Source organism: Mycobacterium sp. IDUB_24 (genome assembly GCF_055419385.1).
On sequence record NZ_JBVAXO010000009.1, the window covers coordinates 280,193 to 295,406 of the forward strand.

Below are 15,214 nucleotides of genomic sequence, written 5' to 3' on the forward strand. Positions count from 1 at the left end.
CGACCACTCTTATCGAGGACCGTTCGACCGCTGAGGAGCCATGGGCGAGAACCCGTCGACAACCACAGATGAAACCCCGACGCCAACGGGGCCAGCGGCGTCGAATCCGCCACCGGTGGGGACCGCGCCCTACCGTGCGTTCTTGCTGCGCCTGCACTTCTACGCGGGGATCTTCGTCGGGCCCTTCCTGCTGATTGCCGCGATCAGCGGTGGGCTGTACGCAATCGCACCCACCATCGAGCAGTTCGCCTATCGCGATCAGCTTCAATCGGCCAGCATCGGTGACATGCTGCCGGTCGCCGATCAGGTTCGGGCCGCGCAGGCCGAACGGCCCGACCTTCCGGTTACCGCGGTACGTCCAGCGACCGGGCCCGGCGAGACCACCCGGGTGATGTTCGATGATCCGTCATTGGCTGAGTCCGAGCGTCATGCCGTCTTCATCGACCCGGTGACAGCGGCCTCGCGCGGGGAACTGACGGTCTACGGAAGCAGCGGTGCGCTGCCGCTGCGGACCTGGATCGATCAGTTGCACCGAAGCCTGCACCTGGGCGAACCGGGTCGGTTGTACAGCGAACTCGCGGCGTCGTGGCTGTGGTTGATCGCGCTCGCCGGGGTGTTCCTGTGGTGGGGCCGATACCGGCGAAGGCCGCGGCAGGATGACTCGAAGCCCAGACTGCTGACGCTCGACCGCTCTGCCCGGGGCCGGGTGCGGATACTGAACTGGCATGGGGCGGTGGGGATCTGGATCGCCGTCGGGCTGCTGTTCCTGTCGGCGACGGGCCTGACGTGGTCCCGGTTCGCCGGTGACAACGTCACCGCTGTGCGCGCCGCACTGTCATGGACGACACCGTCCGTGTCGACAGCCATTCACGGCCCGCCTGCAGAAATGTCCGGTCATGAAGGGCATCAGAGTGCCCCCGCTGCGGCTGCGGCTCCCCAGGACACCGCACCCATGGTGGGTGACCTCGACCGGGTGCTGGAGGCTGCCCGCGATGCCGGTGTCGGCGGCAAGGTCGAGGTCGGCATTCCCGCCCGCGCCGATACCGCATTCACCGTGGCGCAGACGCGACAGCCGTGGGTGATGTCCAACAACGCGGTGGCTGTCGACGGCGCAACCGGGCGAATCACCGACACTTCGTGGTTCGCCGACTGGCCGTTGGCGGCAAAGCTTTCCGCGTGGGGCATCCAGCTGCACATGGGACTTTTGTTCGGGGTGGCCAACCAGCTCCTGCTGCTGGGCCTTGCGGTCGCGTTGGTCACCGTGATTGTTCGCGGCTACCTGCTGTGGTGGCATCGCCGCCCCATTGCCGGGGGCCGCCCGGTGGGTAGTGCGCCACGTCGTGGTGTCCTGACCGGACTGCCGCCCGGCGCGGCAGTGGCCGTGGTTCTCGTGGCGGCCGCCGTCGGCTGGTTCATCCCGTTGCTGGGGGCAAGCCTGGTCGCGTTCGTGGTCGTCGACGCCATGATCGGGTGGCGGCAACATCGCAGACAGGAGCAGCGGCCCTAGCCGGTCAGATCGTCCCGTTCGGATGCTGCAATCAGATCTTCGCGGGCTCGTGCCACGCGTGAACGAATGGTGCCGACAGGGCAGCCACAGACCTCGGCCGCTTCGGCATAGGACAGGCCGAGGACCTGGGTCAGCAACAGCGCGTGTCGACGGTCGGGGTCCAGTCCGTCCAAAAGGAGACGAATCTCCACCATCTTCTCGAAGCCACCGACCGGGCGGTAGCTGTCGAGGACCTGCTCGACGTCGACTCCGTGCTGGGTGCGCGGCCGGCTCTGCTTGTGGCGAATCTGGTCGACCACGACGCGCCGAGCTATCGACAGCAGCCAGGTACGGGCCGATGACCGGCCACTGAACCGGGGCAGCGCCGTGATGGCGCGCATGAATGTCTCTTGCGTCAGGTCGTCGGCCGACCCGGAATCGCCCAGGTAGGCGACGGTTCGCCAGACATCGGTCTGAGTGGCCCGGATGAATTGCTCGAGCGCCGCCGAATCACCGCGGCCGGCGGCGAAGGCCAACCGCGTAACGTGATCCTCGCTGCGTTCGGTAGTCACAGCCATCGACATTATTCGATGACGCCCGGGAACTCGGCATCGGCCCGGACCGACTAGATATCTGGTGACGTATGTCGCTGACGTAGGCCACCGACGTGGTGAGTGAGCAATTGGGAGTAGTGGTGACAACAGCAACTGTCCCCGACAAAGAGGCGACTCAGCGCATTGCGCTCGACGTCACCGGAATGTCGTGCGGGGCCTGCGCTGCCCGCGTGGAGAACAAACTCAACAAGGTCGACGGGGTGCGGGCGTCAGTGAACTTCGCCACACGCGTCGCCAGCGTCGAAGCCACCGCGGACGTCGGAGTCGAGCAGCTGTGTGCCGTCATCGAGCGGGCCGGCTATCAAGCGGCCCCCCGGACCGAGCGCTCCACGACCGACGTCGACCCCGATGCCGACCATGCCCGCAGCCTGCTCCGCCGGCTGGCGATCGCCGCCGTGCTGTTCATCCCCCTCGCCGATCTGTCGGTGATGTTTGCGGTGGTGCCCGACACCAGATTCGCCGGGTGGCAGTGGGTGCTCACCGCGTTGGCGGCGCCGATCGTGACGTGGGCGGCATGGCCGTTCCACCGCAGCGCGCTTCGCAACGCCCGGCACGGAACCTCCACCATGGAGACGTTGATCTCCATCGGCGTCACGGCCGCCACCGTGTGGTCCATGTACACGATCTTCTTCGACCACCAGACCTATCACGCTGCGGGCATCTGGCAGGCACTGCTCGGAAGCGACGCGATTTACCTCGAAGTCGCCGCGGGTGTCACGGTTTTCGTGCTTGCCGGCCGCTACTTCGAGGCCCGGGCTCGCTCGCGCGCCGGGGGAGCGCTGAGGGCGCTCGCAGCGCTCGGCGCCAAGTCGGTGACCGTGCTGCTTGCGGATGGCAGTGAACTCGTGCTGCCCGCCGACGAGCTCAAGGAGGGCCAGCGTTTCGTCGTTCGCCCCGGTGAGGCCATCGCCGCCGACGGTCTTGTGGTGAGCGGGGCGGCCGCGGTCGATGTCAGCGCGATGACCGGAGAGTCGAAACCGCTACAGACACGCGAAGGTTCGAGCGTCGTGGGCGGCACCGTGGTGCTCGATGGCCGCCTGATCGTCGAGGCTGCCGCGGTGGGACCCGACACCCGGTTCGCCGGGATGGTCCGCCTGGTCGAGCAGGCGCAGGCGCAGAAGGCTGACGCGCAGCGACTGGCCGACCGCATCGCCGCGGTGTTCGTGCCGTGTGTGCTGGTGATCGCGGCAGTCACCGCGATCGGTTGGCTGTTGGTCGATGGCGATGTCAACCGAGCGGTATCGGCCGCCTTGGCCGTCCTGGTGATCGCGTGCCCGTGCGCACTGGGACTGGCGACCCCGACCGCGATGATGGTGGCCTCCGGCCGAGGCGCTCAGCTCGGGATCTTCCTCAAGGGACACCGCGCCCTGGAGGCGATTCGCGCAGTCGACACCGTCGTATTCGACAAGACGGGCACCCTGACCACCGGACAGCCGCAGGTCATCACCGTCGTCGCGGCCGACGGCTGGAGCCAGGACGAGGTTCTCGGGCATGCGGCGGCGGTCGAGTCGGCATCCGAACACCCCGTGGCCCATGCGATCGTCACCGCCATCGGGGAACGTGAGGTCGCCGCGGTGCAGGACTTCCGAGCGTTCGCCGGCCACGGCGTGGCGGGTTCCGTGGACGGTGTGGCGGTCGTCGTCGGCCGCCCGGCCTGGGTGTCCCGGGATCGGGTGATTCCCGCCGATCTTGCCGCGGCCCGCAAAGTGGGCGAGTCACAAGGTCAGACAGTCGTATTCGTCGCCGCCGGCGACACGGTCTGCGGTGCCATCTGCGTCGCCGACGCCGTCAAGGAGTCGGCGGCCGGTGCCATCGCGCAACTTCATGCCGAGGGCATGAAGACCATGCTGTTGACGGGTGACAACGCCGCGACCGCCGCCGCGATCGGCGCAGCGGTCGGCATCGACGATGTGGTCGCCGAGGTACTGCCGGAGGACAAGGTCGGCGCGATCGAGAAGCTGCGCGATCAGGGCCGGGTGGTGGCCATGGTCGGCGACGGGATCAACGACGGCCCCGCGTTGGCTTGTGCTGACCTGGGCCTGGCCATCGGCCGGGGGACCGATGTGGCCATCGGCGCGGCCGACATCATCCTGGTCCGTGACAATCTCGATTCGGTTCCGCAGGCGTTGGGCCTGGCCCGGGCGACAATGCGCACCATCCGGGTCAACATGATCTGGGCCTTCGGATACAACATCGCGGCTATTCCGATCGCCGCGGCGGGCCTGCTGAATCCGTTGATCGCCGGCGCGGCGATGGCGGTGTCATCTTTCCTGGTCGTGTCGAACAGCCTGCGGTTACGCAATTACGGGACGGTCCAACCGAACACGTTCGGTGATGCTCAGTTGCCGGCCGCGCGCATATCCGGCTGAGACGAGGCCAGTGGCGCCAGGCACACGCCCAGCCAGCCGGCAGTCAGTGCCGCAACGGTGAGCGTGCCCAGAGCCGCCGGAATCCAGGAAGCGGTATGTGCGGTGTGATGCCACCAGAACGCTCCGGCGCCGTCCACGGTGGCCAGAGCTGACGCACACATCGCCATACAGCACCATCGAAATCGGCGACGCAGCAGAGCGAATGCCGATACCGATGCCGCGAAAGCAAACAGCGAAACAGCGACCAGAGATATCCAGTGCCCGTTGCGGGTGACGCCGGCAGCGGCTTCGCCGGTCGCCCGCAGCGTCAGGGCCAGCACCGCCAGCACTGCGGCAAGTGCGGCCAGGGCACGGGCGCGCGTGGTGCTGATCCAGACGTCTTCGAACACTCGGCGCTCAATAGCCCGCAGTTCGGTCTCGACAGTGCCGGTGATCTGCCTCGAAGTCACCGAGATACCTCGCTCATCAATGTATTTGACCGCCTGACATCGACCGTTGGGGTGTCCACTGATTGGTCGGGAACACAGCGGGATTAGTTCCGTTGCGGCCTGATCAGCAACCCTTGGGCGTAATCTCACATGCATGACCAGCAATGAAACAGCCGAGTCGACGAAGTGCGACAACCCGAACTGTACGTGCGAGAACTGCAACTGCGGGAGCAACTGCACGTGCGGTTCTGACACCGCCGAATAACCCAGCCATCGCCGCAATCCGGGTCGGATCGGTCCGGACGCGCTTCACCGACGGTTACGGGCGAGCTCGCTGAGCATCGCGTTGTAGGCGTCGAGTTCGTCGTCGTACCCGCGGTCGCTGTGGCGGTCCTCCCGCTCTCCGGCTCGGCGGTCCTGGCGGGCCCATTGGGTCACCAGGGCGATCACCACGATGATCACCGGCAGCTCGCTCGAACCCCACGCGATGGCGCCGCCCAGGTGTTGGTCATCCGAGATGCTCTGCAACCAAGGCAGATTGACGGATCGGTAGAAGCTCTCGCCCAGAGATGATGTCATCGTCATGGTGGCGATGCCGAAGAAGGCGTGGAACGGCATCACGGCGAACAGGAGCCCGAGACGCCCCAGGAAGGGGAGGCGCCGCGGTCCCGGGTCGATGCCGATGATTCCCCAGTAGTACAGGTAGCCGGTCAGCAGGAAATGCACGCTCATGAACTCGTGGCCCCAGTGATACCGGATCAAGGTGTCGAAAAGCGGCGTGAAGTAGACGAGGTACAGAGAGCCGACGAACAGTATGAACGCCGTCACCGGGTGCGACACGAACCGTGTCACCGGTGCATGCACGAGCCACACCAGCCACTCGCGGGGCCCCGGTGCCCCGCCTTTCGGTGCGGCGGGCAGGACCCGTAGAGCGAGGGTGACGGGTGCGCCGAGTACCAGCAGTACCGGTACGAACATGTTCAGGGCCATGTGTTCACCCATGTGCACGCTGAACATCGCCGATCCGTAGGCACGCACACCCGAACTCGTGGTGATCAACAGGGCCGCGCAACCCAGTGACCAGGCGATCGTGCGTCCCACCGGCCAGTGGTCGCCACGTCGCCGCAGCAGTGTCGCGGCGAGGAGATAGCCGAGTGCGAGCACGATGGCTGCCGTTCCGATCAGCGGGTCGAACCGCCACGCCGTCATCAGGCTGACCACATTCGGCGGTGAATCGAGCTGGTAGCCCAAAAAGACGTCCCACGTTGAGAATTCGTGGACCGTGAATCGTGGCGGGACACTGCTCGCGGCGAGCGCCACCGCGGCGGTGACGATGACCATCGCGGCCGCGGACACAGTATTGAGCAGCCGCGACCGGGCACCGCGCGTCACCAGCAGCACCCCGTCGCCAACCCAGACCAGTGCCAGCAGCACCCCCGCGACCACCACGGCCCGCCCGTAGGCCGATCCCAGGATCGGCAACCCGCCCAACATCAGCGTGGCGAGGAGGGCGCCGTAGATGATGGCTACTGACCCACATGCCAGCTGTAGCACCTGGACCCGGCGTCGAAACACGACGTCCGGCAATCCGGCGGACACGATTTTCGTTCCGGCCCAAACCGCGACGGCCACCGAGAAGACGATCACCGCGCTGGTGGCGATGTCATGGTCCGGCCCCTGCCCGGCATTGCCGGTCACAGGCACTGCGACCACTCCGACCAACGCCGGCAGGAGGGCCACGCAATGCCCGACCCAGCGGAGAGTGAAACGGACGCCGACGGCCAGTGCCAGCGCACACAACGTCGCTACGCACCACCCGCGAGCGGCCTCAGAGGCGGCGATGGTGCTGCCGAGGCCGGGACCGGAGACGAGGCGGCCGACGGGAATACCCGCGTCGGCCGACGCCGAGACGACGACCATCGCCGCGGCGCAGCAGGCCCAGACGATGGCGATGCGTTCGACGAGCAGATGCGCTGAAAAGGACGCCGCGTCGATTCGCCCGTCGTCGCGAGGTGTCGCCGTCGTCACAATCCAGACGAGAGCCCCGACGCACACCGCGCCCGCCAGGATGCCGGCCCAGTGTCCGAGCAAGCGAGCTGCGCTGGTGACGGTTCCCGGATCGGCGATCCCCGCCGCGTCCAGCCGCTGTGCACCCAGCTGCGAGGCGCACATGAACAGCACCACAGTGCAACCTGCGACGATGCCGAGCAGTGTCAGGCGTTCCCGCCACACCCCGGCCGCAGCGGACATGCGCACACGCGCCATAGTCGAACCGGCCTTCCGCCGCGGAAACGAACGAAACGTCGCGGCCATGCGATTCTACGACAACGTGTCGTAGTGCTGACGGGTGCGGGAACTTTGGCGCACGCATCTGCGACCAACAGAGGATGACCGCACCCCGACACTCTTGGTAGACAGGACCCGGAATGATCGCCGATCTTGCACTCCGCTGGGTGGTGACGGGTTTGTTCGCCCTGAGTGCGTTCGAGTGCACCTACGCGTTGGCGGGTTCTCGTGGCCGTCCGAGCGCTGCGGTGAGCCGGCTGCTCCACTTGGCGATGGCCATCGCAATGGTGGTGATGGCCTGGCCGCGTGGGGCCGAGCTGCCGACGCAGGGGCCGATGTTCTTCTTCGTCGCCGCGGCGGTCTGGTTCGTGGCCGGATCGGTGAGGTCCGGGACGAAACATGACCACCTGGTCGACGGTTATCACGCCGCGATGATGCTGGCGATGGCCTGGATGTATGCCGTCATGGACGGCAATGTGATTGGGCGCCATACCGAAACGGTCGGCGAGGGCAGCCACGACATGTCTGCGATGCATCCGGCCGGGCACCATGGCGGCACGGCGATGGCCGTGGAACATGTCTCGGTGCAGCCGCCGCTCTGGATCCCTGCGATCAACTGGTTGTTGACAATCGGTTTCGTGATCGCCGCCGCCGTGTGGCTGTACCGCTACTTCGCGGGCCGCCAGCGGTCCGAAACTCCGGCGTCCTCGCATTTCGGAACGTTGTGCCGGGCGATGATGGCCGCAGGGATGGCGATCATGTTCGGCGTGATGTTGTAAGCCGCTCAGGCGGCTGGGTCATCGGCTGCGCGGAGATGACGACGGTTCGGCTCGGCCGGGCCCGATTCGTCATCCGCACCGTGTGCCCTGGGCGACGGGTCGTGCGGACGCGTGGTGCGCGAAGCCCACATCGAGACGACGGCAGCCAACGCCACGGGAACATGACTCAGGACGCGCACCGGTGTCACCTGCCCCGCCAGCGCATCCGACACCACGTAATAGGTCAGGAATCCGCAGTAGATCACGAGCACGCAGGCCAGACCGGGCGCGATGCGCCGGCGGAACGCCATGGCAACCGTCGCGATCCCCAGCGCCGCCGACCACGCCGTGGACTCGTTGAGCAAATGAGCCCCGCTGGCCGAGCCGTGATGTGCGCCGACCATCCCGAAATTGATGCCTGCCGCTTGAACGATCGCCAAACCCACTTGGGCTACCCCGATGACGACGATCGCGATGGTCCGCAGGTGGGGGCTCAGCCGTTGCCACAGCCCGCTCACGGCGCCCGCCCCGCGGTGAGGGTGTCCGCCCACGGCGCCGATCAGCCCGGTGTTGGCCAGATCGCGTAATTGCAGGGCTTGAACTCCGGCCCGCTCGTACCAGGTGGCGCACTCCGGGCAATCGCTGAGATGCTCGTCTACGCGTGCAGAGGGGACCGGCTCACGCTCCCCATCGAGGCGTGCCGAAAGCGCCTCACGTGCCACAACGCAGTCCACCGGACCATTCTCCCGCATTGACCTCGGGGATTGCACACCCGCTCGGCTCCGCGCGCAACGCGGCTGCGTCGACCCCTACGTGGTCGGGGAGTAGGGCAGATTGCTGCTGGTCTGTGGGTCGACATGGACCGGCCGCCCCATATATGGGAATGCCCGCTGTGGGCAGGCCGGTCGGTCGCATATCCGGCAACCCGCTCCGATGGGCACTGTGGCTTCGGGATCGGCCAGATCGATGCCCACCGAATAGACGAGCTTGTCGGCATGGCTCAGATCGCAGCCGAGCCCGATGGCGAAACTCTTGGGGGTACCCAGGTACCGGCTCGGTGCCGACGCGGAGGTTCTCGCGATCCAGAAATAGCTCCGGCCGTCAGGCATCTGAGCGACCTGGGTCAGGAACTCGCCGGGACGGGAGAACGCCTGATGCACCACCCATAGCGGACAGTTTCCGCCCACCCGGGAAAAGTGAAAGGCCGTGGCGGACTGACGCTTCGAAATGTTTCCTGCGCTGTCGGTACGGACGAAGATGAACGGGACGCCGCGGGCGTCCGGCCGCTGCAGAGTGGACAGCCGATGGCAGATCGTCTCGAATCCCATCTCGAAACGCCGGGCAAGTTGGTCGATGTCGTAGCGCAACTCCTCGGCGGCGGACAGAAACATCCGGTAGGGGAGCAGCAGGGCGCCGGCGAAATAATTGGCCAGCCCGATCCGTGCGACATCCCTTGCTTCCGAGCTCAATTGGTCATCGGTGGACACGATGGAGTTGATCAGTTCAGAGTGCAGTAACAAAGCGATCTGGGTGGCGAGTTGGAATGCGCGCTGGCCGGGCAGCAACCATCGCGCCACGTGGAGCGTGCCGGCTTCGGGCTGGTACCGGCGTTTCACGCTGGAACCCAACACATCTCCGTCGTCTACTACGACGGAGATGCCGAACTCGCCTGCCAGCAAGTCGGCCAGTTGCCGGTCGAGCCCGCCAATCTGGAGGCGGTGACGGGCGAACAGCTCCTCGGCGGCGCGGTCGAGCGCGTCGATGTAGTTTCGTCGGTCGTAGAAGAAGTCGCGCACCTCCTCGAAAGGCATGGGCTGCTGCGCGCCCGCCTGCGCATCCAGGTTGGCCCGACCGTGCACGGCCTCCAGTTCGGCGGTGGCATCGTGCAGACGGCGATGCATGTTCACCATGGTCTGACCGACCTCGGGCATCCGTGCGACAAGCTCCTCGATCTGCGCGGTGGTGGCGCTGTCCGTCAGGATTTCGCGCAAGTCCGATACCAGCCGCGCGTCGGCATCGGGGGCGAAGTAGTGAGTCGGCAGATCGAAGCGGTCGGACAGGGCCAACAACACCGGGACCGTGATCGGGCGCTGATCGTTCTCCAGCTGGTTGACGTAGCTGGTCGACAGTCCCAGGGCGCGCGCGAGCGCGACCTGCGTCAGGCCTCTCTCGTCGCGTAGCCGTCGCAGACGGGCGCCGGCGAATGTCTTGGTCACCGCTGACGAGGCTACCTCGATCGGGTTTCACAACATTCGCAAAAGTGGGGTTCAAAGGACACAAAAATACGCATTTACAGGTGGTTTCCCCGGTGGTCGCATCTGCGTACCGTGCGGATCATGCTTGAACATGACGTCAGAACACGGCGCAGCGCCGAGGACTTCCCGCGTAGCGAACACTTGGCCTGGAAGATCGCCGAGATCGCCGCCGACCCGGTACCGGTACCGCCCGAGACCGAGGCGATGGTGATCAACCGGATCATCGACAACGCCGCCGTGTCGGCCGCGTCGGTGATTCGCCGGCCGGTGACGGTGGCCCGTGCCCAGGCGCTCGCGCACAAGACACCGAGGGGCGCAGGAGTGTTCGGCGTCGACGGCGCGGTCTCACCCGAATGGGCGGCGTGGGCCAACGGCGTCGCCGTCCGCGAACTGGACTTCCACGACACCTTCCTGGCCGCCGAGTACTCCCATCCGGGTGACAACATCCCCGCACTGGTCGCCGTGGCCCAGCAGCTCGGGGTGAACGGTGCCGACCTGATCCGCGGTATCGCCACCGCCTACGAGGTACAGGTCGACCTGGTCAAGGGAATCTGCCTGCACGAGCACAAGATCGACCACGTTGCCCACCTGGGACCGTCGGTGGCCGCCGGTTTGGGCACCATGCTGCGGCTGGACCCCGAAACCATCTACGCCGCAATCGGTCAGGCCCTGCACCTGACCACCGCCACCCGCCAATCGCGGAAGGGGCTGATCTCGAGCTGGAAGGCCTACGCCCCGGCATGGGCAGGCAAGGTGGCCATCGAGGCCGTCGACCGTGCGATGCGCGGTGAGGGATCGCCCGCCCCGATCTGGGAAGGCGAGGACGGGGTGATCGCCTGGCTGCTGTCGGGCCCGGACCACACCTACCAGGTGCCGCTGCCGGCACCGGGAGAGCCCAAGCGCGCCATCCTGGACACCTACACCAAGGAACACTCGGCGGAGTACCAGAGTCAGGCGCCGATCGACCTGGCCCGCCGGATGCGGGGGCGAATCGGTGACCTGGACCAGATCGCCACCATCGTGCTGCACACCAGCCACCACACCCACGTCGTGATCGGTACCGGATCCAATGATCCGCAGAAGTTCGATCCCGACGCTTCCCGCGAAACGCTCGATCACTCGGTGATGTACATCTTCGCCGTCGCGCTGCAGGACGGAACATGGCACCACGAAACGTCTTACGCGCCGGAGCGGGCGCACCGGCCCGACACCGTCGAGCTGTGGCGCAAGATCTCCACTGTCGAAGACCCGGAGTGGACGCGGCGCTACCACTCGAACGACCCGGCCCAAAAAGCATTCGGCGCCAAGGCCGTCATCACCCTCAAGAGCGGTGAGACCATCGTCGACGAGCTCGCGGTCGCCGACGCTCATCCGCTCGGAGCGCGTCCCTTCGAGCGTGCGCAATATGTCGCCAAGTTCGCCGAGCTGGCCGAAGGTGTCGTGGAAGCCGAAGAACAGCAACGGTTCCTGTCTGCCGTGGAGAACGTCTCGGCGACCAAGTCGGGTGGGCTCGGTGCGCTCAATGTCCGGGTCGATCCGCGGGTGTTGGACAAGGCGCCGACGGTCCCCTCGGGGATTTTCCGATGAGCGGGTTGCTCGGCTCGGCCACACCGGCCTCGGAGAAGCGCCAAAAGTTCCGCCGCGGGTTGGAGTCTGGTCGTCTCCTGCGCTTTCCCGGCGCGTTCTCACCACTGGTCGCCAAGCTCGTCGCCGAGATCGGCTTCGACGGCGTCTATGTATCCGGTGCGGTGCTGTCCGCCGACCTGGGCCTGCCGGACATCGGCTTGACCACGCTGACCGAAGTGGCGAGTCGAGGCGCCCAGATCGCCTCGGCCACCGAACTTCCGACCTTCATCGACGCCGACACCGGGTTCGGGGAGCCGATGAGTGCGGCCCGCACCGTGACGCTACTCGAGGATGCCGGCGTGGCCGGTCTTCACCTCGAAGACCAGGTGAACCCCAAGCGGTGCGGCCATCTCGACGGTAAGGCCGTGGTCGAGACCTCGGAGATGGTCAAGCGTCTGCGGGCGGCCGTCGCGGCGCGCAGAGATCCGAACTTCATCATCTGTGCCCGTACCGACGCCGCGGGTATCGAAGGAATCTCCGCGGCCATCGACCGGGCCAAGGCCTACGCCGACGCCGGTGCGGACCTGATCTTCACCGAGGCACTGCACACCCCGGCAGATTTCGAGCAGTTCCGTGAGGCGGTCGATGTGCCCCTGTTGGCGAACATGACCGAGTTCGGCAAATCCGAGCTACTCACTGCGGGGCAGTTGTCCGAGATCGGCTACAACATCGTGATCTACCCGGTCACCACCCTGCGGTTGGCCATGCACGCGGTCGAGGTCGGGCTCCGCGAGATTTCCTCGGCAGGAACACAATCCGGCCTTGTGGATCAGATGCAACATCGCAGCCGGCTCTACGAGTTGCTGCGTTACACCGACTACAACCAGTTCGACTCCGATATCTACAACTTCTCGCTGCAAGGGGCGACGCAGTGACTATTACCGCGAACGGCGCCGCCGACACGCCGAAGATCCACAAGGGCCTGGCGGGGGTGGTGGTCGACACCACCGCCATCTCCAAGGTGGTGCCCGAGACGAACACGCTGACCTACCGCGGGTACCCGGTGCAGGACCTTGCCGCCCACTGCAGCTTCGAGCAGGTGGCCTACCTGCTGTGGCACGGCGAACTGCCCAGCGATCAGGAACTGGCATTGTTCACCCAGCGGGAGCGCGCCTCGCGCCGCATCGACCGCTCGATGCAGTCACTGTTGGCCAAGCTGCCGGACAACTGCCATCCGATGGATGTGGTACGTACCGCGATCAGCTACCTGGGTGCCGAGGACCCGGAAGAGGACGACAGCAGCCCCTCGGCCAACTTCGCCAAGTCGCTGCGGATGTTCGCGGTTCTGCCCACCATCGTCGCGGCCGATATGCGCAGGCGTCGCGGGCTGGAACCGATTGCCCCGCACAGCCACATGGGCTACTCGGAGAACTTCCTCAACATGTGCTTCGGCGACGTGCCGGACCCGGCGATCGTCAACGCTTTCGAGCAGTCGATGGTTCTCTACGCCGAGCACAGCTTCAACGCGTCCACGTTCGCGGCACGGGTCGTCACCTCGACCCAATCGGACATCTACAGCGCGGTGACGGCTGCCATCGGCGCCTTGAAGGGGTCGCTGCACGGTGGTGCCAACGAGGCGGTGATGCACGACATGCTCGAGATCGGCTCGGCCGACCGCGCTGCGGAGTGGCTGCACGGCAAGCTGTCCCGCAAAGACAAGGTGATGGGATTCGGGCATCGGGTGTACAAGAACGGTGACTCCCGGGTGCCCACCATGAAGGCCGCGCTGCAGCACATTGCGGCGGTGCGCGATGGCCAGCGGTGGCTGGACATCTACAGCGTGCTGGAGAGCGCGATGTTCGCGGCCACCAAGATCAAGCCGAACCTGGACTTCCCAACCGGGCCGGCCTATTACCTGATGGGCTTCGACATCCCAAGCTTCACGCCGCTTTTCGTGATGAGTCGGATCACCGGCTGGACTGCCCACATCATGGAGCAGGCCGCGTCGAACGCCTTGATCCGGCCGCTCAGTGACTACAGCGGACAGCCGCAGCGCGCGCTCTCGTGATCTCCAAGGTTCTGGTCGCCAATCGTGGCGAGATCGCGATCCGTGCGTTTCGCGCTGCCTACGAGATGGGCATCGCGACGGTGGCGGTGTATCCGTATGAGGATCGCAATTCATTGCATCGGCTGAAGGCCGACGAGTCGTATCAGATCGGCGAGATCGGCCATCCGGTACGGGCGTACCTGTCGGTGGACGAGATCGTCCGCGTGGCAAAGTATTCGGGCGCGGACGCGGTGTATCCGGGCTACGGGTTCTTGTCGGAGAACCCGGAACTGGCGGCCGCCTGCGCGGAGGCCGGGATAACTTTTGTCGGTCCGCCGTCACGGGTTCTGGAGTTGACGGGCAACAAGGCGCGCGCGATTGCGGCAGCTCGGGCCGCGGGTCTACCGGTCTTGGCGTCGTCGGAGCCGTCTGCTTCGGTGGACGAACTGGTTGCAGCGGCGAGCGGCATGGAATTTCCGTTGTTCGTCAAGGCGGTTGCCGGTGGCGGTGGGCGTGGCATGCGGCGGGTCGCCGAGCCGCAGGTGCTGCCCGAGGCCATCGAAGCCGCGTCACGGGAAGCCGAGTCAGCGTTCGGGGATCCGACGGTATTCCTCGAGCAGGCTGTGCTCGATCCGCGCCATATCGAGGTGCAGATCCTGGCCGATGCGCAGGGCAATGTGATGCACCTGTTCGAGCGGGATTGCAGTGTGCAGCGGCGGCATCAGAAGGTGATCGAGCTGGCGCCGGCGCCGAACCTGGATCCTGCTCTACGGGAACGGATCTGCACCGATGCGGTGGCGTTCGCCCGTGAGATCGGCTACTCGTGCGCCGGCACCGTGGAGTTCCTGCTCGACGCGCGCGGGCGCCACGTGTTCATCGAGATGAACCCGCGCATCCAGGTGGAGCACACGGTGACCGAAGAGATCACCGATGTCGACCTGGTGGCGAGTCAGCTGCGAATCGCCGGTGGCGAAACGCTTTCGGAATTGGGTTTGGCTCAGGACGAGTTGACGGTGCGCGGGTTTGCTATGCAATGCCGGATCACCACCGAGGACCCGGCAAACGGCTTTCGGCCGGACACCGGGCGGATCGCCGGCTATCGCTCGCCCGGGGGAGCTGGTGTACGTCTGGACGGCGGCACCAATGTCGGTGCTGAGATCTCGGCGCATTTCGACTCCATGTTGGTGAAGCTCACCTGCCGGGGCCGGGACTTCGGTGTGGCCGTGCGGCGCGCACGTCGCGCCTTGGCAGAGTTCCGCATTCGCGGCGTATCGACGAACATTCCGTTCCTGCAGGCCGTGTTGGAGGACGTCGATTTCGCCGCTGGTCGGGTCACCACCTCGTTCATCGACGACCGTCCGCAGCTTCTGACCGCGCACACGCCGGCCGATCGCGGTACCAAGAT

12 protein-coding genes are annotated in these 15,214 nt (G+C 66.1%); 7 read left to right on the forward strand and 5 right to left on the reverse strand.

The features are described 5' to 3' along the window. Positions 1–40: 40 nt before the first annotated feature. Entirely contained in the window at positions 41–1,507 is a 1,467-nt protein-coding gene (locus ACZYZF_RS28200; protein ID WP_463837444.1) for a PepSY-associated TM helix domain-containing protein, read from the forward strand. Here ACZYZF_RS28200 and sigC read toward each other — a convergent pair. Beyond that, entirely contained in the window at positions 1,504–2,070 is a 567-nt protein-coding gene (gene sigC, locus ACZYZF_RS28205; RefSeq protein WP_463747256.1) for an RNA polymerase sigma factor SigC, read from the reverse strand. The two genes, ACZYZF_RS28200 and sigC, sit on opposite strands and share 4 nt — an antisense overlap. 110 nt (positions 2,071–2,180) lie before the next feature. Between sigC and ACZYZF_RS28210 the strand changes: the two genes are divergently transcribed. After that, entirely contained in the window at positions 2,181–4,469 is a 2,289-nt protein-coding gene (locus tag ACZYZF_RS28210; RefSeq protein WP_463747255.1) for a heavy metal translocating P-type ATPase, read from the forward strand. Here the strand turns inward: ACZYZF_RS28210 and ACZYZF_RS28215 are convergent. Together ACZYZF_RS28215 and ACZYZF_RS28220 are read right to left on the reverse strand one after the other, a co-directional pair. Next, a complete protein-coding gene (locus tag ACZYZF_RS28215; protein ID WP_463747254.1) occupies positions 4,439–4,918 on the reverse strand; it encodes a hypothetical protein in 480 nt (159 codons plus the stop codon). The two genes, ACZYZF_RS28210 and ACZYZF_RS28215, sit on opposite strands and share 31 nt — an antisense overlap. Positions 4,919–5,206: 288 nt before the next feature. After that, positions 5,207–7,162 carry a cytochrome c oxidase assembly protein gene (locus tag ACZYZF_RS28220; protein ID WP_463747253.1) on the reverse strand — a complete coding sequence of 652 codons (1,956 nt, stop codon included), beginning with the start codon at positions 7,160–7,162 and terminating at the stop codon, positions 5,207–5,209. A gap of 161 nt (positions 7,163–7,323) precedes the next feature. Between ACZYZF_RS28220 and ACZYZF_RS28225 the strand changes: the two genes are divergently transcribed. Continuing rightward, positions 7,324–7,962, forward strand: coding sequence for a DUF5134 domain-containing protein (locus tag ACZYZF_RS28225; RefSeq protein WP_463747252.1), 639 nt, complete (start codon positions 7,324–7,326; stop codon positions 7,960–7,962). Positions 7,963–7,967: 5 nt separating this feature from the next. Here the strand turns inward: ACZYZF_RS28225 and ACZYZF_RS28230 are convergent, their stop codons facing one another. Next, positions 7,968–8,675: a DUF2275 domain-containing protein gene (locus tag ACZYZF_RS28230; RefSeq protein WP_463747251.1), complete on the reverse strand. Its 708-nt coding sequence runs from the start codon at positions 8,673–8,675 to the stop codon at positions 7,968–7,970. Positions 8,676–8,750: 75 nt separating this feature from the next. Continuing rightward, positions 8,751–10,157, reverse strand: coding sequence for a short-chain fatty acyl-CoA regulator family protein (locus ACZYZF_RS28235; RefSeq protein WP_463837446.1), 1,407 nt, complete (start codon positions 10,155–10,157; stop codon positions 8,751–8,753). A 120-nt stretch (positions 10,158–10,277) separates the two neighbouring features. Between ACZYZF_RS28235 and prpD the strand changes: the two genes are divergently transcribed. From prpD to ACZYZF_RS28255, 4 genes are all read left to right on the forward strand, one after another. Next, the gene (gene prpD / locus ACZYZF_RS28240; protein ID WP_463747249.1) at positions 10,278–11,783 is read left to right on the forward strand and encodes a 2-methylcitrate dehydratase PrpD; all 1,506 of its coding nucleotides are present in this window, start codon (positions 10,278–10,280) and stop codon (positions 11,781–11,783) included. After that, positions 11,780–12,697, forward strand: a complete 918-nt coding sequence (prpB, locus tag ACZYZF_RS28245; protein WP_463747248.1) for a methylisocitrate lyase — start codon at positions 11,780–11,782, stop codon at positions 12,695–12,697. The genes prpD and prpB overlap by 4 nt, the downstream gene beginning before the upstream one ends. Then, on the forward strand, positions 12,694–13,830 hold the full coding sequence (locus ACZYZF_RS28250; protein WP_463837448.1) for a bifunctional 2-methylcitrate synthase/citrate synthase: 1,137 nt from the start codon (positions 12,694–12,696) through the stop codon (positions 13,828–13,830). Before prpB ends, ACZYZF_RS28250 begins: the two co-directional genes overlap by 4 nt. Then, positions 13,827–15,214, forward strand: a 1,388-nt coding sequence (locus ACZYZF_RS28255) for an ATP-binding protein (protein WP_463837450.1), incomplete at its 3' end; no start/stop codon positions are given. The genes ACZYZF_RS28250 and ACZYZF_RS28255, both read left to right, overlap by 4 nt.